The following is a 23,827-nucleotide window of genomic DNA, read 5'->3' as shown; positions in this document are numbered from 1 at the left end:
TCAGTCCTCTTCGGCTACGTCGCCCGTATCGCCGGAATCGCCCGCTTGAACCGCCTCACCTGGTGAACGCGCATGCAACTCGATGATGTGGCGCAGCGTGTCCTTGAGTTCTTCCGCCCGCTGAAGGCCGAACGGCTCGAGAACGCGCCGCTCATGTTCGCGCGCCAGTTCCATCAAATGCTCGACCGCCTTCGTGCCCTTGCGCGTGATCCGCACCAGAGTGATTCGCCGGTCACTGTCGTGGGGCAGCCGCTCTACCTGCTCGYGCGCTTCCATCCGGTCGAGCAGCCGCGTAACCGTGGGCTGTTTGGTCACTGTGACCTGCGCGAGTTGCCCGATGCTGATCGGCTCACCGCCCGCCAGCGATGCCATGACACGCCATTCGGAGACCGAAAAGCCATGCTTGCGGGCGACTTGGTGGAATTCGGAAGAGATCAGCTGACTCGCCTGCGCCAGCAACGCGGGCAGATAGTCATCGACAAAGCGGAGCTTCTCGCCCGACGTGTCGACCCCGAATGGCCCCGGATCTGCGGCGGGCACGCTGCTTGCATGTCTAGGGTTATTCATGATTGTGAATACATTCAGTTGTCAACATTATAGAGACCGTGGTTCCACCGGGAACCCAGCAAACCCTAATCAGGAAGTGCGCCATGGCAGAGCGATCATTCGTGGAAGAGGTCAAGAAGTTGCGGCTCTCGGGCGGCGACGTATTTCGCGGTGAAGGGATTCTGGCAGTCACCAAAGCCTTGCTCGAATCCGGCGTTTCGTACGTTGCTGGCTATCAGGGCGCACCGATCTCGCACTTGATGGACGTTTTGGCCGACGCCCAGGACATCCTCGCGGAGCACGGGATTCGCTTCGAGAACAGCGCCAGCGAGGCGACTGCCGCCGCCACCCTGGCGGCATCCGTCAACTATCCGCTTCGGGGCGCCGTGACCTTCAAGGCGACGGTGGGCACCAACGTCGCCTCCGATGCGCTGGCCAATCTGGCCTCGGGCGGCGTGACCGGTGGCGCACTGATCATCGTCGGCGAGGACTACGGTGAAGGCTCGTCGATCATGCAGGAGCGCAGCCACGCATTCGCGATGAAGTCGCAGATGTGGCTGCTCGATCCGCGCCCGAACTTGCCGAGCATCGTCGATGCCGTGAAGCAGGGCTTCGATCTCTCCGAAGCCAGCAACACGCCGGTGATGCTGCAGTTGCGCATCCGCGCCTGCCATGTGCATGGGCAATTCATCGCGGGCGACAACCGCCGCCCAAAGTTCACCATCAAGGAAGCGATGGAGAGTCCCCAGCGCGATGTCAGCCGCATCGTGCTGCCGCCCGCCAGCTTCCTGCACGAGCAGGAAAAGGTGAAGGACCGCTGGCCCGCCGCGGTGCGCTTCATCGAAGAGCGCCAATTGAACGAGTTCTTCTCGGAAGATGCCGACGACATCGGCATCATCGTGCAGGGCGGAAGCTACAACACCTTCATCCGGGCGCTCGAACGGCTGGATCTGGCCGACGTCTATGGCAACACCAAGGTGCCGCTGTACGTGATGAACGTCGCCTACCCGGTGATCGAGAGCGAAGTGCTTCGCTTCTGCGAAGGCAAGCGCGCCGTGCTGATGGTGGAAGAAGGCCAGCCCAACTTCATCGAGCAGAACCTCGCGACCATCCTGCGCCAAGCCGGCTCCACGACCGCGCTGCACGGCAAGGACATGCTTCCGGTCGCCGGCGAATACACGGCGGCCGAACTGCTCAAAGGCGCGCGCACCTTCTGCGAGCGCTACGGCCGCCTGCAGCCGCTGCCCGCTCGTGCCGCGGTGCGCAAGGTGATCCCGCTCACTGAAGTGGCGGAGATCGGCGTCGACGCCGCGCACGAACCCGCCAAGCCGCTCGGCGACAGCGTGCACGCTCGCCCGCCGGGCTTTTGCACCGGCTGCCCGGAGCGTCCGATCTTCAGCGCAATGAAGCTGGTCGAGCGCGAACTCGGTCCGCACCATGTGAGCGCGGACATCGGCTGCCATCTGTTCTCCATCCTGCCGCCGTTCAACATCGGCAACACGACGATGGGCTACGGACTGGGTGGCGCGGGCGCCGCGGCGCTCAACGCGCCCGCAGGCAAGCGCGCGATTTCGATGATGGGCGACGGCGGCTTCTGGCACAACGGCCTGACGAGCGGCGTCGCCAATGCGGTCTTCAACCAGAGCGACAACCTCACGATCGTCGTCGACAACAACTACACGTCCGCGACTGGCGGCCAGGACATCCTTTCGTCGAAGGCGGTGAACGCGACGCGCAGCACCGGCCATGAGATCGAGCGCGCGGTGCGCGGCGTGGGTGTCAAGTGGGTCCGGACCCTGCGCCGCACCTACGACGTCGCAGGCATGCGCGACACGCTCAAGGAAGCGCTGACCACCAAGGAGAAGGGGCCGAAGGTCCTGATCGCGCAGTCCGAATGCATGCTGAACAAGCAGCGCCGCGAAAAGCCCGCGGTGCGCAAAGCCATCGCCGACGGCAAGCGCATGGTGCGCGAGAAGTTCGGCGTCGATTCCGACACGTGCACCGGCGACCACTCGTGCATCCGGCTGTCGGGTTGCCCATCGCTGTCGATCAAGCCCAACCCCGATCCGCTGCGCACCGACCCTGTTGCGACGGTGCTCGACACCTGCGTTGGCTGCGGCGTGTGCGGCGAAGTCTCGCATGCCGCAGTGCTGTGCCCCTCGTTCTACAAGGCGCAGATCGTGAGCAATCCGACGGGTTGGGACCGCTTTCGCGACGGGCTGCGGCAGCGCGTGATCGGCTGGCTGCAGAAGAGCGAGGCCAAGCGCCGCGCCGCCTACACGTTCTGAAGATCTGAAGACATCCGATGCGACACCAACCTATCAAAATTGCCATCCTCGCCATGGGCGGCGAGGGCGGCGGCGTGCTTGCCGACTGGATCGTCGACATGGGCGAAGCCAACGGCTACATCGCGCAGACCACATCCGTGCCCGGCGTGGCCCAGCGCACCGGCGCGACCATTTACTACGTCGAGCTCTACCCGCAAGCGCAGGCCGAGGCCGATCGCGGCCGGCCCGTACTGGCGCTGATGCCTCTGCCGGGCGATGTCGACGTTGTCCTCGCATCGGAGCTCATGGAAGCTGGCCGTGCGGTGCAGCGCGGCCTGGTCACAGCCGACCGCACGACCCTCATCGCATCGACTCACCGGGTCTATTCGATTGCCGAGAAAAGTGCGCTGGGAGATGGCCGCGTCGATAGCGCCGAACTTCTGTCGCATGCCCAACGTGCGGCGAAGCGTTTCATTCGCTTCGACATGGCGAAGGCCGCGGAGGAGTCGGGCAGCGTGATCAGTGCGGTGCTCTTTGGTGCGCTGGCGGGATCCGGCGTGCTTCCTTTCAGTCGCGCGCAGTTCGAAGCGACCATCGAACGCGGTGGCGTCGGCGTCAAGCCCAGCCTCAAGGCCTTCGGCGGTGCGTTCGCGCGCGCACAGGGTGAGGCTGAGCCGGAAGCAGCAGCGGAAGCGGTACAGACGCCCGTGCCGCAGCCGAGCCATCCGGCTGTGCGCGCGCTGGTGGAGCGCGTACAGCGCGACTTTCCGGCGGCGACACATCAGTTCCTGCTCGAAGGCGTGCGCCGACTGATCGACTACCAGGACATCGACTATGCCGGCCTCTACCTCGATCGCACGGCCGCTATCGCCGCCGTGCCTGTCAACGATGACGGCAAACTCCTGCGCGAAACGGCACGTCATCTGGCGCTGTGGATGTCGTATGAAGACACGGCACGAGTTGCTGCTCTGAAGACGCGGTCTTCGCGATTCGAGCGCGTGCGCGGCGAAGCCAGCGTGCAGGACGGCCAGGTGCTCGCGATCAACGAGTACATGCATCCGCGCCTGCAGGAGATCTGCGAGACGCTGCCGGGTGGCATCGGCCGCTGGTTGATGAATTCATCACTGCCGCGCCATCTTGTGGAGCGTCTCACGCAGCGCGGTCGCGTGATCCAGACCAGCTCCCTGCGCGGCTATCTCATGCTCAGCACCGTCGCGTGGATGAAGCGCTGGCGCCGTTCGACGCTGCGCTATGCGGAGGAGAACCGCCGCATCGAAGAATGGCTGCAACGCATTGCCGAGACGGCCGCGCGCCACCCCGAACTCGCCGTCGAGATTGCCCAGTGCCAGCGCCTCGTCAAAGGCTATAGCGACACCCACGAGCGCGGCCTGCGCAACTATGACGCGGTGATGAGCGCCCTGCAGCGCGCCGGCACCAACATCGCTCCCGCCACAGTGCGCGAGTTGCGCGACGCCGCGCTGTCCGACGAGCACGGCCACAAGCTGCGCGCCGCGCTCGTTCAACACGCGCTCGCCTGACCTGAGATCTGCCCATGACCGCCCAGCCCGCCACATTGCAGCTTCGCGTCGTTGAAGCGCGCGAACTGAATTCGTTGATCAAGACCTTCCGCCTGCGCGCGCCCGATGGTGGTGTGCTGCCCGGCTACGCCGCTGGTGCGCACATCCGCGTGCGCGTCGACCTTCCCGACGGCACTCAGGATTGGCGTCATTACTCTCTGATCAACTTCGCGGTGCAGCCTGACGCCACTGAATCACCAACGGACTACGTGATTGCCGTTCGCAAGGAAACCGATGGCCGAGGCGGATCGCTTTTCATGCATGAGCGACTGCGTGAAGGCGATACCGTCACCATCGAGCTGCCGAAGAACGACTTCCCCTTGCACACCGGCCCCGGCGGTACGGTGCTGCTGGCCGGCGGCATCGGCGTGACGCCTCTCGCGAGCATGGCCGCGCGACGCCGCGCCGAGGGTTTGCCCGTGCGCATGCACTACGCCGGCCGCAGTCGTGAGCTGATGGCCTTCCTGCCTGAACTGCAATCGGTGCTGGCTGATGACCTGGTCGTGCATTCGGATGAAGAGCGCGGTGCTCCGTTCGACATCGGCGCATTGCTCGACGCGTTCCCCGCGGGTGATCGGCTCTACGTGTGTGGCCCCAAGGTCATGCTCGACGCCGTGCTCGCTCAAACCCAGGCGCGCGGATGGACGCACGACCGCGTGCATTTCGAGCTCTTCACCACGCCGGCCGTCGAAGAGGGCGACCACGCGTTCGAGGTCGAGTTGCTTCAGTCCGGCCAGCGCTTCACGGTGCCGGCGGACCAGAGCATCCTCGATTGCCTGATCGAGCACGGTTGCGACCCGATGTTCGACTGCAAGCGCGGCGAATGCGGTGTCTGCGCGACGCCCGTGATAGAGGGCGACATCGACCACCGCGACTACGTGCTCACCGCGCGCGAGAAGGCGGAAGGCAACGTCATGCAGATCTGCATTTCGCGCATCAAGGGACAGCGGCTGGTGCTGGACATCTGAAGGAGAACGACCTTGACTTCGTACCGAGGCAACCCCGAAGCCGTGCGCGCGCTGGTGCAGGCCGATCGCGTGCATCGAGATCTCTACACCAGCGCCGAACTTTTCGAGCTGGAGCAGGAGCACTTCTTCGCGAACACCTGGAACTACGCGGGCCACGAAAGCCAGATACCGAAGCCCGGCGACTACCTCAACACCGAGATCGCAGGCCGGCCGCTGATCATCGTTCGCCACACCGATGGTTCGGTGCGCGCCATGATGAACCGGTGTGCACACAAGGGCTCGCGTCTTGTGTCGGCGCCGTGTGGCAACACCGGCAAGTTCTTTCGCTGTCCGTATCACGCATGGACCTTCAAGACGGATGGATCGCTCCTGTCGATCCCTCTGAAGAATGGTTACGAAGGCACGCAACTGCACGAGTGCGAGTCCGCCAAGGGCCTCACCACGTTGAAGAACGTGCGCAGCTATCGAGGCTTCATCTTCATCAAGATCAATGATGTCGGACCGGACTTCGAAACGTATTTCGGCGATTCGCTGAGCTCTATCGACAACATGGCCGACCGCTCCCCCGAAGGCGAACTCGAAATCGCCGGCGGTTGTCTGCGCTTCGTGCACCAGTGCAACTGGAAGATGTTTGTCGAGAACCTCAACGACACCATGCACCCGATGGTGGCGCATGAGTCCTCCGCGGGCACCGCCAAGTCCATGTGGGCCGACAAGCCCGCCGACGAACCCAAGCCGATGGCCATCGAGCAGTTCGTGCCCTTCATGTCCGACTACAAGTTCTTCGAGGACATGGGCGTTCGCACCTACGACAACGGCCACAGCTTCACGGGCGTGAACTTCAGCATCCACAGCAAGTACAAGGCTATCCCCGAGTACGACAACGCGATGAAGGCCCGCTACGGGGAGGAGCGCACTGCGCAGATCCTCGGCATGGCGCGCCACAACACCGTGTACTACCCCAATCTCACCATCAAGGGTGCGATCCAGGCGATTCGCGTCGTGCGGCCGATCTCGGTCGACAAGACCTTGATCGAGAGCTGGACCTTCCGCCTCAAGGGCGCGCCGCCCGAACTGCTGCAGCGCACCACGATGTACAACCGGCTCATCAACTCGCCGTTCTCTGTGGTCGGACACGACGACCTCCAGGCCTATCGGGGCATCCAGGCGGGCTTGCATGCGAGCGGCAACGAATGGGTCAGCCTGCACCGCAACTACGATCCGGCTGAAACAGCGGGCGGCGAGATCACGACCGTCGGCACCAGCGAGCTGCCGATGCGCAACCAGTACCGCAGTTGGGCCCGCTACATGACGAGAACGATGTGAATTTGAACTACCCCCAGTCTTTGCGCACTTCGTGTCGCTTCGCCAACCCCCTTGGAGGGGGCAACACCAGCGGCCCGGCAAAGCCGGTTCCGCGGTGTTTCTTGAATGGGCCAGGGACGGAGAGGATGAGATGAAAGAAGTTACCCGCCAGGATCTCATTGATTTCGTGGTCAACGAGTCGCGGCTGCTGGATGCCAAACGATATGAGGAGTGGAATGCACTCTTCACGGATGACGGTTTCTACTGGGTTCCGCTGGTGCCTGATCAGGAAGACGGCATCAACCACACGTCGCATCTTTACGAAGACAAGCTGTTGCGCGATTTGCGTATCGAGCGTCTCAAGAGCCCGCGTGCGTTTTCGCAGCAGCCGCCGAGCCGTTGCCACCATTTGCTGCAAACACCGACTGTCGAAGAATTCGACATGACGGCGAACCGCTTTGTCGTGCGGTCGGAGTTTCACTACACCGAATCGCAAGGCGACGAGCTCCAGTTTTACGTCGGCACCTTCTTTCACCATCTGACAGTGCAAGACGGCGCGCTGCGCATGACGCTCAAGCGAGTCAACCTGCTCAACTGCGACGCGGCTCTTCCGGCTGTGCAGCTCTTCATCTAGGCCCGACATGGAAGCAACTGTTCACGGGGCTTTCGCAGCGAGCGCGCGGCGCACGCCACAGGGCGAGTTTCTGTTCACCGAGTCGGTCACGGCGGATGCCTATGGCATCCCGGCCGGCCCGATCCTCTGGGGAGCCGCTGCTGCCGAGGTCGAGCGACTCCAGACCGCGTACGCGAAGGCAGGTTACGGCCACGGGCATCGCGTCGGCCTCCTGCTTGAAAACCGGCCGGCGTTTCTATTCCACTGGTTCGCTCTGAGCGCACTGGGAGTGAGCGTGGTGCCGATCAACGCTGAAATGCGATCGGCGGAATTGAGCTATCTGATCGGCCACAGCGAGATCGCGCTTGCCGTGACCTTGCCGCACCGCGCCGGCGATCTTCGCGCTGCTGCCGAGATCGCCGGCCGGCCCTTTGAAACCATGGGGCCGGACGATGCCGTCCCGCCATCGAAGACAGCGCCACCGCGCGCCGCCGAGCCGATCGGACTCGCGACGGAATGCGCGCTGCTCTACACCTCGGGCACGACCGGGCGGCCCAAGGGCTGCATGCTGTCGAACGAGTACTTCCTCCGCGCAGGTGAGTGGTACGCGGAATTGGGCGATCTTTGTCCTGTGCGGCCGGACGCCGAACGCATCATCACGCCGCTGCCGCTCAACCATGTCAACGCGATGGCGTTCTCGACCATGGTGGTGTTGGTCGCGGGCGGCTGTCTGGTGCAGCTCGACCGCTTCCACCCGAAGTCCTGGCTCCAGAGTGCCCGCGAAAGCCGGGCCACCATCGCGCACTACCTGGGCGTGATGCCGGCGATGCTTCTGTCGGCGCCCGCATCGGCCTTGGACCGCGAGCACGACATTCGCTGGGGGTTCGGCGCTGGCGTGGACCGCAAGAACCATGCGCCTTTCGAAGCGCGCTTCGGGTTTCCCTTGGTCGAGGCTTGGGCCATGACCGAAACCGGTGCCGCTGCTTGCGTGATGGCGAACCACGAGCCGCGCCAGGTCGGCACGAGCTGTTTCGGCCGCCGCGAAGATTTCGTGGAGATTCGCCTCGTCGACGATGAAGGCCAGGATGTCACGGATGGCACTCCGGGCGAACTCCTGGTGCGATCTTCCGGCGCCGACCCGAAGCGCTATTTCTTCTCCGGCTACCTCAAGGACGAGGAAGCGACGCGCGAAGCCTGGGCCGGCGGCTGGTTTCACACCGGCGACATGGTGCGGCGCGATGCGGAAGGCAACTACTACTTCGTCGATCGCAAGAAGAACGTCATCCGTCGCAGCGGCGAGAACATCTCGGCGGTCGAAGTCGAAAGCGTGCTGAACCAACACCCGGCCGTGAAGACCTCCGCAGTCGCGGCCACCCCCGATGTGGTGCGCGGCGATGAGGTGCTTGCATGCATCGTCGTGCGCGACGAGGTCGATGCAAGTTCCCGCGAGCAGATGGCCGCCAGCATCGTCGAGCACGCGTTGGCGCAATTGGCCTACTACAAGGCGCCCGGCTATGTCGCCTTTGTTGATGCGCTGCCGCTCACCGCTTCGCAGAAGATACAGCGCGGCCAATTGCGCGAGCTGGCGCATGCGCTGCCGGGGCAGCCGCACTGCTTCGACACGCGATCCATGAAGAAGAGGCAATCATGAAGCGCCGGCTTTCCTATGAGGGTGTTGCTGTGGCAGTGCCTGTGACGGTGCCCTACGTCCGCTATTCGACGCGGACCGCGCATTGGTTCCTCGGGCAGGCGATCGAGTCGCTGGTGAAAGCCAGCGGCCTCGAGAAGGATGAGATCGACGGTTTGTGCGTGAGCAGCTTTTCGCTCGCGCCGGACACCGCCGTGGGAGTGACGCAGCATCTGGGCCTGTCGCCGCGATGGCTCGATCATGTGCCGACTGGCGGCGCATCGGGCGTGATGTGCCTTCGTCGCGCAGCGCGAGCGGTTCAGTCCGGTGATGCCGACGTGGTGGCTTGCGTGGCTGCGGATACCAATCACGTCGATTCGTTCAGGCAGACCTTGGGCAGCTTCAGCAACTTTGCACGCGATGCGACGTATCCCTACGGCTCAGGCGGCCCGAACTCGATCTTCGCGATGATCACCGCGAACTACATGCGCACGTTCGGTGCAACGCGCGAAGACTTCGGCCGCATCTGCGTCGATCAGCGCAGCAACGCACTCAAGAACCCCAACGCGATGTTCAAGAAGCCGCTGACGCTCGATGAGTACATCGCCGCGCGGCCGATCTCCGACCCGATCCATTTGTTCGACTGCGTGATGCCATGCGCCGGCGCGGAAGCCTTTCTCGTGATGAGCGAAGAGCGGGCGCGCGATCTTGGGCTGGCCCATGTGGTGATTCGCGGTTCGATCGAACGGCACAACGCGTACTCGGAAGACCCGGTGATGGTCCAGGGCGGATGGCGCATGGACCGCGACGATCTCTACGCCCAGGCCGGTGCAAAGCCTTCGGAGATCGACTTCGTGCAGACCTACGACGACTACCCGGTCATCGTGATGATGCAGTTCGAGGACCTCGGCTTCTGCGAGAAGGGCGAGGGTTCGGCCTTCGTGCGCTCCCACAGCATGACGAATGACGGCAGCTTTCCCAACAACACCAGCGGCGGCCAGTTATCGGCCGGGCAGGCGGGTGCGGCCGGCGGCTTTCTCGGGATGACGGAAGCCCTCCGCCAGCTGACCGATGCGGCAGGGCCGCGGACCGTGCCCAACGCTGAACTGGGCTTGGTTGCCGGCTTTGGCATGGTCACTTACGACCGCTGCCTGTGCACCGGCGCGGTCATTTTTGGAAGGCCGTCATGACGATGCCCCTGATGCGCCCCAAGCGCAAGAACCCGGTGCTGCGCACACGCCAGATCAATCTGCCGCCATCGGCGCGCGGCCGTGTGGCGCTGGGCATCACCGCCGCAGCCGCTGAAGGCCGCTTTGAACTGCAGACCTGCGAAGTCTGCGGCACGGTGCAATACCCGCCTCGCGAGGCCTGCCACAAGTGCCTCTCGCCCCGGCTGCACTGGCGTGAGCAGAACGGCGAAGGCGAACTGATCAGCAGCACCACGCTGCATCACAGCAACGACCTGTTCTTTCGCGAACGGCTGCCCTGGCGCTTGGGGCTGGTGCATCTCGATGCCGGCCCGACGCTCATGGTTCACCTGCATGGCGAAGTCGGCGAAGCGCCGTCGCGCGTGCGTGTCGGCGCGCGGCTCGATCGTGCGGGACAGGCCGTACTCATTGGATTTCCGAAAGAAGGGAGCGCCCACATGGCCGACGACAAGATGCTGAGAGAAATGACCAGCGACCCCAAGTTCCGCAAGGTGCTCGTGACCGATGGCAAGACCGAGGTCGGGCAAGCCATCGTGCGGGCGCTGGTCAAGGCCGGCGCCGACATCGTCTGGGTCGGCCATGCGGAGCCCTGGAAGAAGATGGGCGGCCTTGAGGACATCACGAGCTTGCCGCAGGTGACGCTGGTGCCGCTCGATCTCACCAACGGGCGCTCGGTGAGCGAACTGGCCGGAGAGATCGGCGGCAGGGTCGACATCGTCATCAACAACGCCGAGGTGCACCGCACCTACGGCATCGGATCGCGGCGCGGCACGGACGTCGCCAAGGCCGAGATGGACATCAACTACTTCGGCCTGCTGAGACTCGCGCAGGAGTTCGGGCCGGCGCTCAAGGGGCGCTCTGCCGATGGCACGATCGGCGCAACGGCGTGGGTCAATCTGCTGTCGATCTACGCACTCAGCAACTTCCCGCCGCACGGCACCTTCAGCGCTTCGAAGGCCGCGGCGCATTCCCTCGCGCAGTGCCTTCGCGCTGAAATGCGACCAGCGGGCATCCGGGTGATCAACCTCTTTCCCGGCCCGATCGACGACGAATGGAATCAGCACACCCCGCCGCCCAAGCTGGCGCCGAGCGGAATTGCCAGTGCCATCGTGAAGGCGCTGCGCGATGGTGTCGAAGACGTGTATCCCGGCGATGTGGCCCAGGAGTGGCTCGAACGCTGGCGCGACAACCCGAAGATCCTCGAACGCGAACTCGCTGCCGGCGGGGGCTGATCAACACCCCAGGCTTGCCCACTTGGTGTGGCCGCCCTTGAAAGACTTGGAGCAATGCAATGACGACAACTACTGAACTGATGTCCACGGCCGAAATCCTCGGTGGATTGGTGGGCGCCATGTCGACGGGCCGCATCCGGGTGGTCGATCTCACACAGACCTTGACGCCCGAGTTTCCGCAGATCGCGCTGCCTCCCGAGATGGGCCAGTGCTGGCCCTTCCGCATCGAGGAAGTGTCGAAGTACGACGAGCGTGGCCCCGCCTGGTACTGGAACAACTTTTCCTGCGGCGAACACACCGGCACGCACTTCGATGCGCCGATCCACTGGATCTCCGGGCGCGATCTGCCGAACAACTCGGTCGACACGATCCCGGTGCAGCACTTCGTTGCGCCTGCGTGCGTCATCGACTGCTCGCCACAGGTGAAGGACGATCCGGACTACCTGCTGACCATCGAAGACATCGAGCAATACGAGGCGAGCCACGGGCGCATTCCGAAGGGCGCGTGGGTCCTGATGCGCACTGACTGGTCGAAGCGCCATGACCCCGAGGCCTACCAAAATTTCGATGAGACCGGTCAGCACACGCCGGGCCCGAGCACCGAGGCCGTGCGCTTCCTGGTCGAGCAACGCGATGTGCTTGGCTTCGGTTCCGAAAGCATCGGCACCGATGCGGGCCAGGGCTACCACCTGCGGCCACCCTATCCGTGCCACTACTACATGCACGGCGCGGGTCGCTATGGCTTGCAGTGCCTGAGCAACCTTGATTTGTTGCCAGCGGCTGGCGCAGTGTTGATCTGCCCGCCGCTCAAGATCGAGAAGGGCAGCGGAAGCCCCTTGCGCGTGCTCGCGCTTGTCGGAGCCAATGCATGAGCGCCGCCGACAAAGTGGCAGTCGTCACGGGCGGGAGCGCCGGCATCGGCAAAGCCATCTGCGAAGACTTGCTCGAGCAGGGCTACGAAGTGGTGTCGTTGGCGAGACGGCGAGCGGACATCGATCACTCGAAACTGCACAGCATCGAGGTCGACCTCGCTGACCGTGCTGCCACGGCACAGGCGGTGGCGGAACTGGTCCGTCGCTTCGAGGTGACGACCGTGGTGCACAACGCCGGTGTCATCCGCCCTGCGTTGCTCGCCGACGTGAAGCTCGATGATCTCGACGCATTGGTGGATCTGCACCTGGGCTGCGCAATTCAGATCGTGCAGGCTGCTCTGCCTGCAATGCGATCACAGCGTTTTGGTCGCGTGGTGTTGTTGTCGTCCCGCGCGGCGCTCGGCCTGGCGACGCGCACGAACTATTCAGCCACCAAAGCCGGCATGCTCGGCATGGCCCGCACTTGGGCACTCGAACTCGCGCCTGAAGGGATCACCGTCAACGTGGTCGCGCCCGGCCCAATTCGTACCGACATGTTCTACGACGTCGTCGAAGCAGGCAGCGACAAAGAGCGCGCACTTGCTGCGTCAGTGCCAGTGCGTCGACTCGGCGAGTCAACCGATGTGGCACGCGCCGTGCGTTTCTTTGCCGACCCGGCGAACAGCTTTGTCACCGGACAGGTCCTCTATGTTTGCGGCGGCACCAGCGTGGGCAGTCTGGCCCTCTAGCAGTGCATTGCCTGCGAATTCGTCCACCTAGCGTTTTCTCTCACTTGTCGTCACGCCACACGCTCGCTAATATCGTTTAGCTCTAAATAATTCACAAATCATGTGGTTTGTTCGGAGTACGTCGTGGTGAGTCGATCTTTGCGTTCTTTGTCTACCTGCATCCCAAGGAGCCTTGCATGAAAGTCCTGACAAGCATCCGCACCATGGCCGGCATCGCCGCCGCCGTCGGTGCGCTCACCGCGGCGAACGCATGGGCCGCCGATCTCAAGGTCGGGTTCATCACTTCGTTGTCGGGGCCTGTTTCCTCGCTCGGCATTCCCTACGAAAAGGGCATCAAGGCTGCGGTCGCGTACAAGTCCGACCTCAACGGCCACAAGATCCAGTTGGTGCAACTCGACGATGCATCGGATCCATCCACTGCTGCGCGCAATGCGCGCAAGCTGATCGATGAGGACAAGGTCGACGTCATCATCGGCACGGCGGGCTCTCCCGGCGCATTGGCGATCGCGGCCGTCGCACGCGAAACGAAGACGCCGCTGATATCCATTGCCAACGCGAACCTGCCGGGCGAAGAGGGTGCGTGGATGGTCACACTGCCGCAGCCTGCCCCTTTGATGGTGAGCGCCGTGGTGGAGCGCATGAAGAAGTCGGGCGTGAAGACGGTCGGCTACATCGGCTTCTCCGACGCCTGGGGCGATCTCGTGTACGACGCGCTGCAGAAGAGCGCCGAGCCCGCGGGCATCAAGGTGGTTTCGAACGAGCGCTATGCGCGCGCTGATGCGTCGGTGACGGGCCAGGTCCTGAAGATCGTCGCGCTGCGCCCTGATGCCGTGATCACAGGCACTTCCGGCACGCCCGGCGCGTTGCCGTATCTGGCGCTGGCCGAGCGTGGCTACAAGGGCCAGATCTACGGCATGCATGCCTTGATCAATCCCGACTTCGTCCGCGTGGGCGGCTCCGCAGTCGAGGGCCTGCTGGCGCCGACCGGGCCGGTCATCGTTGCTGAGCAATTGCCGGATTCCAACCCGATCCGGAAGGTGTCGATGGAGTTCCGCGGTGCCTACCAGAAGGCCAACGGAGCGGCGCCCACGGATGCCTTCTCCGCCTATTCGTTCGATGCATGGCTGCTGTTCCTCGACGCTGCGGCACGCACCAAGGGCGAACCCGGTACGCCTGCCTATCGGGCTGCATTGCGCGATTCGATCGTCAGCACCAAGGAGCTGGTCGGAACGCACGGCGTCTACAACTTCAAGCCTAACGATCGCTATGGCTCCGACGAACGCTCGCGCGTCATCGTCAAGCTCGAAAAGGGCCAGTGGAAGCTTGTTCCTTGACCTCCAGGCTCGCGCACTTCGTGTCGCTCGCCACCCCTCTCACGGGGCGATACCGGCGGCCCGGCGGAGCCGGTTCCGCGGTATCCCTGACAAACCCATGTAGAACATCTGAACCATGAAAAGACTCTTCGCTTTCTTCTGCGTATCGGCCATCGCGCTCGCGGCCACTCAGGCCGTCGCGGCCGATCTGAAGGTCGGCTTCATCAGCTCGCTTTCGGGGCCGGTGTCGGCACTCGGTATTCCTTATGAAAAGGGCATTCGCGCCGCAATTGCCGAGCATCCGGTTCTGTCGGGTCACAAGGTCCAATTGATCGTGCTCGACGATGCTTCCGACCCCACGACTGCCGGGCGCAATGCGCGCAAGCTCGTGGTCGAAGACAAGGTCGACGTCCTCATCGGCACTTCGGGTGTGCCGGGCGCAATGGCCATCGCCGCGGTTGCGCGCGAACTCAACACGCCGTTGATTTCGCCGACGCCGGTGACCATTCCAGGGCCTGAAGGCGCATGGACAGTCACCGTGTCGCAGCCCTTTCCACTGATGGTGTCGGCGGTCGTCGACCGCATGAAGAGATCGGGCGTCAAGACTGTGGCCTACATCGGCTTCTCGGACGCATTGGGCGATCTTGCCTATGACTCTCTCGTCAAGAGTGCCGATGCGGCCGGCATCAAGGTCGTGGCCAACGAGCGCTATGCGCGCAGCGATTCATCTGTCGCCGGCCAGGTGCTGAAGATCATTGCGACCCGACCCGATGCAGTGTTCGCCGGCAATTCCGGGACACCGGGTGCGCTGCCGTACCTCGCGCTCGCGGAACGTGGCTACAAAGGGCAGATCTACGGAACGCATGGCTTGATCAACGCCGACTTCGTTCGGGTGGGTGGCACATCCATCGAAGGGCTGCAAGTGCCGAGCGGACCCGTGCTGGTCGCCGACCAGTTGCCGGACAGCAATCCGATCAAGAAGGTGTCGATGGCTTTCCGGGAGGCCTACAAGAAGGCCAACGGCTCGGCGCCGAACGACGCTTTCTCTTCCTACACCTACGACGCCTATCTGCTGCTTGCCGACGCAGTGTCTCGCGCCAAGGGCGAGCCCGGTACGCCGCAGTACCGCTCCGCATTGCGCGACGCCATCGTGAGCACCAAGGAGCTGACGGGCACCCACGGCATCTACAACTTCAAGGCGGATGACCGCTACGGCTCGGACAAGCGCGCAGTGGTGATCGTCCGCAGCGAAAAAGGCCAGTGGAAGCTGGTTCCCTGATCCGCATCCAAGCGCAGGCAGATTGGCGATGAACACCTACCGCAACCAGCCAGAAGCCATTCGCGCGCTCGTGCAGGACGATCGTGTGCATCGGGACGTCTACCTGAGCGAAGAACTCTTCGCCCTGGAGCAGGAGCAGTTCTTTGCCAACACTTGGCTCTATGTCGGGCACGCCAGCCAGGTGCCGAACACCGGCGACTTCTGGTCACTCGATCTCGCGGGCCGGCCGGTGATGATGGTTCGCCAGGCCGATGGCACCGTGCGCGTGTTCTACAACCGATGCGCGCACAAGGGGACCCGGCTGGTGTCGGACGAGTGCGGCAACACGGGCAAGTTCTTTCGCTGTCCCTACCATGCGTGGACCTACAAGCTCGACGGTGCGCCGCTCGCCATTCCGCTCAAGAGTGGCTACGAAGGCACACGCCTGAAGGAATGCGAGTCGGGGCGGGGGCTGACGGCGCTCAAGAACGTCGCCGTCTATCGCGACTTTGTTTTCGCGCGGTTGTCGGATGAAGGCCCTGAGTTCGGCGATTACTTCGGCGACGTGCTGCATGCCATCGACAACATGGTCGATCGATCGCCCGAAGGTAGGCTGACGGTCGGCGGCGGCGTGATGCGCAACATCATCCACTGCAACTGGAAGATGTACCTGGAGAACATCAACGACACGGTGCATCCGATGTCGACGCATGAGTCGGCAACGCAGGCTGCCGATGCGCTTTGGCAGGGGCGCGCGGCCCATGAACCCAAGCCGATGGCTATGGAGCAGATCCTCCCGTTCGGCTCCGGCTACGACTTCTTCGACAAGATGGGCGGCCGCGTCTACGCCAACGGGCACAGCGTGCTCGGCGTCAACTTCAGCATCCATTCCAACTATGCGCAGTTGCCCGAATACGAAGCAGCCATGCAGGCCGCTCACGGCGTGGAACGTGCGGCCGAGATCCTGCAGCGTTCCCCGCAGAATTCGGTGTTCTTTCCCAGCTTGTCCGTCAAGGGCTCGCCGCAGGCGATTCGCGTGATTCGCCCGCTGGCCGCAAACCGCACGCTGATCGAGGCCTGGAGCTTCCGCGCCGCGGGAGCGCCCGACCTGCTCTTCGAGCGAGCCATGAGCTACAACCGGCTCGTCTTCTCGCCCATGTCTGTCGTGGCGCACGACGACGTGCATCTCTTCGAGAGCATGCAGCAGGGCCTTCGCGCGGAAGGCAACGAGTGGGTGAGCCTGCACCGCAATTTCGACGCCGCCGAGCTCTCGCAAGCTTCGATCACCACCAACGGCACCAACGAGTTGCTGATGCGCAATCAGTTTCGCGCCTGGGCGAAGTTCATGACGGCGGGCATGGAGGCGAGGCCATGACAGCCACGATGACCGACCCCCGCGATTTCATCGCCGAAGAAGCCGCGCTGCTCGACGCACGCCGTTTCGACGACTGGCTGGCGCTCTTCGCGCAAGAAGGACGCTACTGGGTGCCGCTTCTCGGCGCAGCGCAGGCCGATCCTCAATCGCACAACTCGATTGCCTATGAAGACCGGCTGCTGCTGCAGTTGCGCATCGACAGGCTCAAGAATCCGCGCGCTCATTCGCAGCATCCCGCCAGCCACTGCCAGCATGTGCTGCAACGCTCCATCGTCGAGCGCGAAGACGCGGCGAGCGGCGAAGTGGCACTCCGGACTCCCTTCATCTACGTCGAAGCGCGCGGCGAGGACCAGGTGACGCTGGCTGGCACCTGCCGCCATCTTCTCGTTCGCGATGCCGCCGGCTGGTCGATCCGGCTGAAGCGGGTCGATCTTCTCAACGCCTGGCGTGCTTTGCCGGCGATCCAGTTGTTCATCTGAGCGAGTGCTCATCCATTTCACCCCACCAGGAGTCACGACATGAAGAGCTTGATGCAGACCTTCGCGCGCACAGCGCTCGCTGCCGCGCTGGGCGCCAGTCTGGCGATGACCGCGCTCGCAGCCGATATCAAGGTCGGCCTGAGCGTTTCGCTTTCCGGGCCCAACTCGTCGCTGGGCGTGCCGTATGCAAAGGGCATGCAGGCCGCACTCGCCTACAAGCCGGAGGTCAACGGCCACAAGATCCAGCTCATCGTGCTCGATGACGGCTCCGATCCCACGACGGCAGGGCGCAACGCGCGCAAGCTGGTCGAGGAGGACAAGGTCGACATCCTGATGGGTACTTCGGGCGTGCCTGCTGCCATTGCAATGGCGCAGGTCGGACGCGATGCCAAGGTGCCGATGATCGGCCTGACCCCGATCCAGCTCGATCCGGCGGAGAACGCCTGGGTGTTCACTGTCGCGCAGCCGACGCAACTCATGATCGACGCCGTGGTGCAGCGCATGAAGAAGGACGGCGTCAAGACGGTGGGCTACATCGGCTTCTCCGACGCCTGGGGCGACCTGGTCTATGAGGCGCTGATGAAGTCCGCGCCGGCTGCCGGCATCAAGGTGCTGGGCAACGAGCGCTACGCGCGCTCCGACGCTTCCGTGACCGGCCAGGTCCTCAAGCTGCTGGCGATGAAGCCCGATGCAGTCATGACCGGTGGCGCTGGCACGCCGGGCGCTCTGCCTTTCCTGGCACTGAACGAACGTGGATTCAAGGGGCATGTGTACGGACAGCACGGCCTGATCAACCCCGACTTCGTGCGCGTCGTCGGCGCGGCAGGTCAGGGGGCGCTGATGCCGACGGGCCCCGTGATCGTCGCCGAGCAACTGCCCGACGAGTACCCGACGAAGAAGATCGCGCTCGATTTCCGCAAGGTCTTCCAGAAGACCAACAACGCGCCGACGAGCGACGCCTACTCGGCCTATTCCTTCGACGGTTGGCTGGTTTTCACGGACGCGGCCGCGCGCGCGAAGGGCGAGCCGGGCACGCCGGAATTCCGGCTGTCGCTGCGCGACGCCATCGCCAGCACCAAGGAAGTGGTGGGCACGCACGGCGTCTACAACTTCAAGCCGGGAAACCTCTACGGCGTCGACGAGCGCGCCCGCGTCATCGTGAAGCTGGACAACGGCCAGTGGAAGCTGGCGCCCTGATCACCCGAAGGACTTTGCAATGACATGGGACGTGGCGCTCATCCTGGGCACTGACGGGCTCGCCAACGGCGCGGTCTATCTGCTCGCCGGGCTGGGTCTGGTGCTGATTTTTTCCGTGACCCGGGTGGTGTTCGTGCCCTTCGGCGACATCGCAGCCTTTGCTGCGCTGACCCTGGCGGCTTTCGAGACCGGCCGGCTGCCGCCGACCATCGGGCTGGTCATGGTGCTGGCCGCGCTCGCGGTGCTCACCGAGATGGGGAGCCTGATCCGAAAGGGCGAGGCATCGAGGATTCCCAAAGCCATCCTGGCCTGGGGCGTGCTGCCGCTCGTGCCTTGCGCCTTGGCATGGGCCGCGTCGCGCGCAGGCGCTCCAGCCGCTGTGCAGATCGCAGTGACTGTGCTTCTTGTGGTCCCCATTGCGCCGCTGCTGGCGCGGGTGGTCTTCCAGCCGATCGCCGATGCATCGGTGCTGGTGCTGCTGATCGTTTCCCTGGCGTTGCACTTCCTGCTGTCGGGGCTTGGCCTGCTGTTCTTCGGTCCGGAAGGCTCGCGCACCAATCCGCTTGCCAGCGGCGTGCTCTCCATCGGTGACAGCTTCACCGTGAGCGGCCAGGTGCTGTTGATGGTGATCTCCGCCATTGTCCTGAGCGGCTTGTTCTTCCTCGTATTCGAACGCACGGTTGCGGGCAAGGCGCTGCGCGCGACGGCCGTCAACCGCGTCGGCGCGCGGCTCGTCGGCATCCGCCCGGCACGCACGGCACTTCTGGCGTATGGCAGCGCGTCGTTGCTGGCGGGACTGATCGGTGTGCTGATCGCACCCGTGACGACCATGTACTACGACTCTGGCTTCATCATCGGCCTGAAGGCCTTCGTCGCCGCCATCATCGGCGGCCTTGTGAGCTACCCGATGACCGCGATTGGCGCGCTGGCGGTCGGCGTGGTCGAAAGCTTCGCATCGTTCTGGAGCGGCGCGCTCAAGGACCTCATCGTGTTCAGCCTCTTGATCCCGGTGCTGATGCTGAGGTCGTACATGACTGTTCACTCCGAAGAGGAAGAAGACGAGGTGGACCAATGAGCCAATCGATCGGAACCCCGGGCGACGCTTCCCTGGCGCTCGCCACAGAGCGTCCAAAGGCGGCGGCGCACGGCGGCTGGTTCAGTCAGCGACGCCTGTGGATCGCCCTTCTGGTCGCCGTGCTGGCGATTGCGCCCATGCTGGCGAGCAACTTCACGGTCTCCCTGCTGAACGACATCGGCATCGGCGCTCTCGTGGCATTGGGTCTTGTGCTGCTCACCGGCATCGGCGGAGCGACATCATTCGGGCAGGCGGCGTTCGTCGGAATCGCGGCCTATGCGACGGCATGGCTCACCACGGCGCAGGGAATGTCGCCATGGATCGGACTGCTCTTCGCGCTGTTGCTGACCGGCCTTTCGGCATTGGCGATCGGCATGCTCACGCTTCGGTTGGGCGGCCACTTTCTGCCGCTGAGCACCATCGCCTGGGGTTTGTCGATCGCGATGCTGTTCGGCAATGTCGACGGGCTGGGCCGTCACACGGGCTTGTCGAACATTCCGGCGTTGAGCATTGCAGGCTGGTCACTGGCCGATCCGCGGGCCATCTATTACCTTATCTGGGCGCTGGTCGGACTGGCGTTCCTGTTCAGCGTCAACCTGCTGCAATCGCGGCCGGGCCGTGCCATTCGCAGTTTGCGCGGCGGTGCGACGCTGCTCGCCAGCGTGGGTGAGGATGCCTACCGCGTGCGGCTCTCGCTCTTCGTCACAGCCGCGTTGTTCGCAGGACTTGCGGGCTGGCTCTATGCGCACATGAACCGCTTCGTGAGCCCATCGCCCTTCGATGTGCGCGCGAGCATCGAATACCTGCTGATGGCCGTGGCGGGTGGTCTGGGTCAGCTCGCAGGCGCACTCGTCGGCTCTGCGCTGGTGCTTCTGATGAAGAACGCCCTGCAGGATGTGCTTCCGATGCTGACGCAGAGCGCCGGGCAGCTGGAGGCGGTCGCCTTCGCGACGCTCTTCATCCTGCTGCTGCACTTCGCGCGCGGCGGTTTGATGGGTTTCGTGCGCCGCTGGACCCGTGGCCGCTTCGCCCCGCCATCGCGTGAGGCGACGGCACCCGTAGCGCCGCTGCCGAATCGCACTTTGCCGCAAAGGGGGTCGCCGATCCTGTCAGTCACAGGCGCGGTCAAGCGCTTCGGCGGACTCGTGGCCGTGAACGACGTGAGCTTTGAAGTGAACGCCGGCGAAATCATCGGCCTCATCGGCCCGAACGGCGCCGGCAAGTCGACCATGTTCAATCTGCTGACTTGTACGCTGCCGATGAGTTCGGGCCAGGTGCGCTTCCTCGGCAAGGATATCGCCGGCATGCCGCAGCGCAAGGTCGCTCGGCTGGGGCTTGCGCGCACGTTCCAGCACGTGAAGCTTCGGCCGCACATGAGCCTGCTGGACAACGTGGCGCTTGGCGCGCATTCACGGACGACGACCGGGCTGCTCAAGGCTGGGTTGCGGCTCGACCGAACGGAAGAGCGGCAGATCCTCCAGGAAGCACAGCGCCAGCTCGATCGCATCGGTCTCGGCGACCGCGCGCATGAAATGGCCGGCAGCCTGCCGCTCGGCACGCAGCGCATCCTCGAAATCGCGCGCGCACTCGCCGCCGACCCCGTGTTGCTCGTGCTTGACGAGCCCGCTGCCGGCTTGCGTCGCAAGGAAAAGATAGCCCTTGGCGATCTGCTGCGCAAGCTGCGGGAGGAGGGCGTGACCATCCTCATCGTCGAACATGACATGGACTTCGTGATGAAACTGGTGGACCGGCTGGTGGTGATGAATTTCGGCTCCAAGCTGGTGGAAGGTGTGCCTTCTGCAGTGCGCGCCGACGAGCGAGTGCAGGCCGCCTACCTCGGGAGCGTCGTATGACGGCGATGCTGGAGATCGGCGATCTGCATGTTTCGTATGGGCAGGTCGATGCGGTACGCGGCGTTTCGCTGAATCTCGAGCCTGGCGAGATCATTTCCGTCATCGGCCCGAACGGCGCAGGCAAGACCACCTTGCTTGCTGCCGCCATGGGCTTGCTTCCGAGCAAGGGCACCCTCCGTTTCGAAGGCGAGGACCTGCACGGGCTGGATGTCGAGGCGCGTGTCGAACGAGGCCTGTGCCTCGTGCCCGAGAAGCGCGAACTCTTCGGCGAGCTGAGCGTGCTCGACAACCTGCAGCTCGGCGCGTTCTCGAAGCGCCTTCGCAGCGATGCGCTCAAGAGCCGGTTGCAATCCGTGTACGACCGCTTTCCGCGCCTGGCGGAGCGGCGTGCGCAACGCGCGGACACGCTCTCGGGTGGCGAACGCCAGATGCTGGCCGTAGGACGCGCCCTGATGTCCGCACCGCGGCTGCTGATGCTCGACGAGCCCAGCCTCGGCCTCGCGCCGCTCATCGTGCGGGACATCCTCACCATCGTGCGCAAGCTGCGCGAAGACGGCGTGTCGATCCTGCTGGTGGAGCAGAACGCGCGCGCCGCACTTGAAAGCTCCGACCACGGCTACGTGCTCGAAACCGGGGAGATTGCGCTGTCCGGCGTCTCGGCCGATCTCGCCAGCGACTCGCGCGTGCAGGCGACCTACCTCGGCGGAGGCACGCACGATGACGACTGAGGCGCGAGCCATTCCGCCCGCGCAGCGCACGCTGCCGGCGCTGCTGCAGCGGCAAGCCGAGCTTTTCGGCAGTCGGCCGCTGCTTCGAATCGCGGGGCGTACGTGGACGCATGATGATGCCGCCGCTGCGGCTGCATCGCGCGCGTCGGCGATGGTGCAGGCCGGCGTCTATCGCGGCGACAGGGTCGCGCTGATGTGCGCCAATCGGATCGAGTTCCTCGAAGTCTTTCTTGGCGCGGGATGGCTGGGTGCGGTGACGGTGCCGATCAACACTGCCTCTATGGGGCCGCAGATCGAATACTTCCTTGCCAACAGCGAAGCGAATCTGCTGGTCATCGAAGCCCAGTTCGTGGAGCGCCTGGTCACTGCCGACCTGGCCAGCACGAAGCTGCGCGAGGTCTGGGTCGTCGACGACATGCCAGGTGATGGCGCCCAAGCGTGGCAAGCTCCCGCGACCGTGCGCGTCACAAGCTTCCCGGCCTCTGCAGAGGCCATCGCGCCGGCCGCCATGCAGCCTGGCGATCCGCTCGCGATCCTCTACACCTCCGGCACGACCGGACCTGCCAAAGGCGTGGTCTGTCCGCACGCACAGTACTTCTGGTGGGGCGTCAACAGTGCGGAGGTGCTGGGCGTCGGCCCCGATGACGTGCTGTGCACGACGCTGCCGCTCTTTCACATCAATGCGCTCAACACCTTTGCGCAGGCTGCGGTCGTTGGCTGTGAAGTGGTGTTCGAGCAGCGCTTCTCGGCCTCCGGCTTTTGGCCTGCCATGCGCGCCAGCGGTGCCACGGTCGTGTATCTGCTCGGTGCGATGGTGCCGATCCTCCTCGCGCAGCCGGAGGGCCGCGGCGAGCGCGACCACCGCGTACGCACCGGCCTGGGCCCCGGCGTGCCCGCGGCGGCGGGCAAGGCCTTTTTCGAGCGCACTGGCGTGCGACTGCTCGAGGGCTACGGATCGACCGAGACCAACTTCGCGATCGCGACCGCACCGGATTCGCCACGGGGCGGCGTCATGGGCTGGCTGCGTCCCGGCTTCCAGGCGCGCGTTGCCGACGATGACGATGTCGAACTCCCGCCGGGCGAGGCTGGTGAGCTTCTGCTGCGTGCCGATGAGCCCTATGCATTCGCGAACGGCTACTTCAACATGCCCGCGAAGACGGTCGAGGCGTGGCGCAATTTGTGGTTCCATACCGGCGACCGAGTGATACGCGATGCCGATGGAGCGTTTCGTTTTGTCGACCGCATCAAGGACGCGATCCGCCGTCGCGGAGAGAACATCTCGTCTTTCGAAGTCGAGCAGGTGTTGCTGAGTCATCCATGCGTGGCGTCTTGCGCGGTCTACCCGGTGCGCTCCGAGCTTGCCGAAGATGAAGTGATGGTCGCGCTGGTCGGGCGCCCTGAGCGGCCGATCGAGGTGCAGGAACTCATCGCGTTCTGCGAAGCGCGCCTGCCTTACTTCGCAGTGCCGCGCTACGTCGACCTGCTCGATGATCTGCCGCGCACCGAGAACGGCAAGGTACAGAAATACAAGCTGCGAGAGCGCGGCGTGACTGCGGGCACGTGGGACCGGGCGGCGCGAGTCTCGCGCGTCCGCTGAATGCGCGCG

Annotated in this window: 20 protein-coding genes; 19 read left to right on the top strand and 1 reads right to left on the bottom strand. The window is 64.3% G+C overall.

Going from position 1 to position 23,827, the window contains the following annotated elements; all coding sequences use genetic code 11:
• Entirely contained in the window at window positions 1-567 is a 567-nt protein-coding gene (locus AC1DSF_RS16140) for a MarR family winged helix-turn-helix transcriptional regulator (protein WP_478183133.1), read from the bottom strand.
• A gap of 83 nt (window positions 568-650) precedes the next feature.
• On the opposite strand from AC1DSF_RS16140, the gene AC1DSF_RS16135 reads away from it, so the two are divergent.
• The 19 genes from AC1DSF_RS16135 to AC1DSF_RS16045 all read left to right on the top strand — a co-directional run bounded on the left by AC1DSF_RS16135 (window position 651) and on the right by AC1DSF_RS16045 (window position 23,818).
• Complete coding sequence (locus tag AC1DSF_RS16135) at window positions 651-2,834, top strand: thiamine pyrophosphate-dependent enzyme (protein WP_478127214.1); 2,184 nt, start codon at window positions 651-653, stop codon at window positions 2,832-2,834.
• 17 nt (window positions 2,835-2,851) lie between these two features.
• Window positions 2,852-4,351, top strand: coding sequence for an indolepyruvate oxidoreductase subunit beta family protein (locus AC1DSF_RS16130; protein ID WP_478183132.1), 1,500 nt, complete (start codon window positions 2,852-2,854; stop codon window positions 4,349-4,351).
• Between the two features lie 14 nt (window positions 4,352-4,365).
• The gene (locus tag AC1DSF_RS16125; protein WP_478145821.1) at window positions 4,366-5,358 is read left to right on the top strand and encodes a PDR/VanB family oxidoreductase; all 993 of its coding nucleotides are present in this window, start codon (window positions 4,366-4,368) and stop codon (window positions 5,356-5,358) included.
• A gap of 12 nt (window positions 5,359-5,370) precedes the next feature.
• The gene (locus AC1DSF_RS16120; protein WP_478183131.1) at window positions 5,371-6,684 is read left to right on the top strand and encodes an aromatic ring-hydroxylating dioxygenase subunit alpha; all 1,314 of its coding nucleotides are present in this window, start codon (window positions 5,371-5,373) and stop codon (window positions 6,682-6,684) included.
• A 130-nt stretch (window positions 6,685-6,814) separates the two neighbouring features.
• Window positions 6,815-7,297, top strand: a complete 483-nt coding sequence (locus AC1DSF_RS16115; protein ID WP_478183130.1) for an aromatic-ring-hydroxylating dioxygenase subunit beta — start codon at window positions 6,815-6,817, stop codon at window positions 7,295-7,297.
• 7 nt (window positions 7,298-7,304) lie between these two features.
• On the top strand, window positions 7,305-8,927 hold the full coding sequence (locus tag AC1DSF_RS16110) for an AMP-binding protein (protein WP_478183129.1): 1,623 nt from the start codon (window positions 7,305-7,307) through the stop codon (window positions 8,925-8,927).
• Window positions 8,924-10,093 (top strand): thiolase family protein, encoded by a 1,170-nt coding sequence (locus tag AC1DSF_RS16105; protein WP_478145818.1) that lies wholly within the window; start codon window positions 8,924-8,926, stop codon window positions 10,091-10,093. Before AC1DSF_RS16110 ends, AC1DSF_RS16105 begins: the two co-directional genes overlap by 4 nt.
• On the top strand, window positions 10,090-11,343 hold the full coding sequence (locus tag AC1DSF_RS16100; protein WP_478183128.1) for an SDR family NAD(P)-dependent oxidoreductase: 1,254 nt from the start codon (window positions 10,090-10,092) through the stop codon (window positions 11,341-11,343). Before AC1DSF_RS16105 ends, AC1DSF_RS16100 begins: the two co-directional genes overlap by 4 nt.
• Window positions 11,344-11,402: 59 nt before the next feature.
• Window positions 11,403-12,215, top strand: a complete 813-nt coding sequence (locus tag AC1DSF_RS16095) for a cyclase family protein (RefSeq protein ID WP_478183127.1) — start codon at window positions 11,403-11,405, stop codon at window positions 12,213-12,215.
• On the top strand, window positions 12,212-12,943 hold the full coding sequence (locus AC1DSF_RS16090; RefSeq protein ID WP_478145816.1) for an SDR family NAD(P)-dependent oxidoreductase: 732 nt from the start codon (window positions 12,212-12,214) through the stop codon (window positions 12,941-12,943). The genes AC1DSF_RS16095 and AC1DSF_RS16090 overlap by 4 nt, the downstream gene beginning before the upstream one ends.
• A 176-nt stretch (window positions 12,944-13,119) precedes the next feature.
• Complete coding sequence (locus AC1DSF_RS16085; RefSeq protein WP_478183126.1) at window positions 13,120-14,277, top strand: ABC transporter substrate-binding protein; 1,158 nt, start codon at window positions 13,120-13,122, stop codon at window positions 14,275-14,277.
• A 115-nt stretch (window positions 14,278-14,392) separates the two neighbouring features.
• Complete coding sequence (locus AC1DSF_RS16080; protein WP_478127203.1) at window positions 14,393-15,535, top strand: ABC transporter substrate-binding protein; 1,143 nt, start codon at window positions 14,393-14,395, stop codon at window positions 15,533-15,535.
• Window positions 15,536-15,563: 28 nt separating this feature from the next.
• A complete protein-coding gene (locus AC1DSF_RS16075) occupies window positions 15,564-16,889 on the top strand; it encodes an aromatic ring-hydroxylating dioxygenase subunit alpha (RefSeq protein ID WP_478183125.1) in 1,326 nt (441 codons plus the stop codon).
• Entirely contained in the window at window positions 16,886-17,368 is a 483-nt protein-coding gene (locus AC1DSF_RS16070) for an aromatic-ring-hydroxylating dioxygenase subunit beta (RefSeq protein ID WP_478145813.1), read from the top strand. Before AC1DSF_RS16075 ends, AC1DSF_RS16070 begins: the two co-directional genes overlap by 4 nt.
• 39 nt (window positions 17,369-17,407) lie before the next feature.
• On the top strand, window positions 17,408-18,565 hold the full coding sequence (locus AC1DSF_RS16065) for an ABC transporter substrate-binding protein (RefSeq protein WP_478183124.1): 1,158 nt from the start codon (window positions 17,408-17,410) through the stop codon (window positions 18,563-18,565).
• Between the two features lie 19 nt (window positions 18,566-18,584).
• Window positions 18,585-19,640: a branched-chain amino acid ABC transporter permease gene (locus AC1DSF_RS16060; protein ID WP_478127199.1), complete on the top strand. Its 1,056-nt coding sequence runs from the start codon at window positions 18,585-18,587 to the stop codon at window positions 19,638-19,640.
• Window positions 19,641-19,777: 137 nt separating this feature from the next.
• Window positions 19,778-21,493, top strand: coding sequence for a branched-chain amino acid ABC transporter ATP-binding protein/permease (locus AC1DSF_RS16055; RefSeq protein WP_478127365.1), 1,716 nt, complete (start codon window positions 19,778-19,780; stop codon window positions 21,491-21,493).
• Window positions 21,490-22,221: an ABC transporter ATP-binding protein gene (locus tag AC1DSF_RS16050; RefSeq protein WP_478183123.1), complete on the top strand. Its 732-nt coding sequence runs from the start codon at window positions 21,490-21,492 to the stop codon at window positions 22,219-22,221. Before AC1DSF_RS16055 ends, AC1DSF_RS16050 begins: the two co-directional genes overlap by 4 nt.
• Window positions 22,211-23,818, top strand: coding sequence for an ATP-dependent acyl-CoA ligase (locus tag AC1DSF_RS16045; protein WP_478183122.1), 1,608 nt, complete (start codon window positions 22,211-22,213; stop codon window positions 23,816-23,818). The genes AC1DSF_RS16050 and AC1DSF_RS16045 overlap by 11 nt, the downstream gene beginning before the upstream one ends.
• The last annotated feature ends 9 nt before the right edge of the window (window positions 23,819-23,827 follow it).

This window comes from Variovorax sp. 01N429, assembly GCF_056399425.1.
Note: the sequence above shows the minus strand (reverse complement) of the source record. Positions and strands in the feature narration are given on the sequence as shown.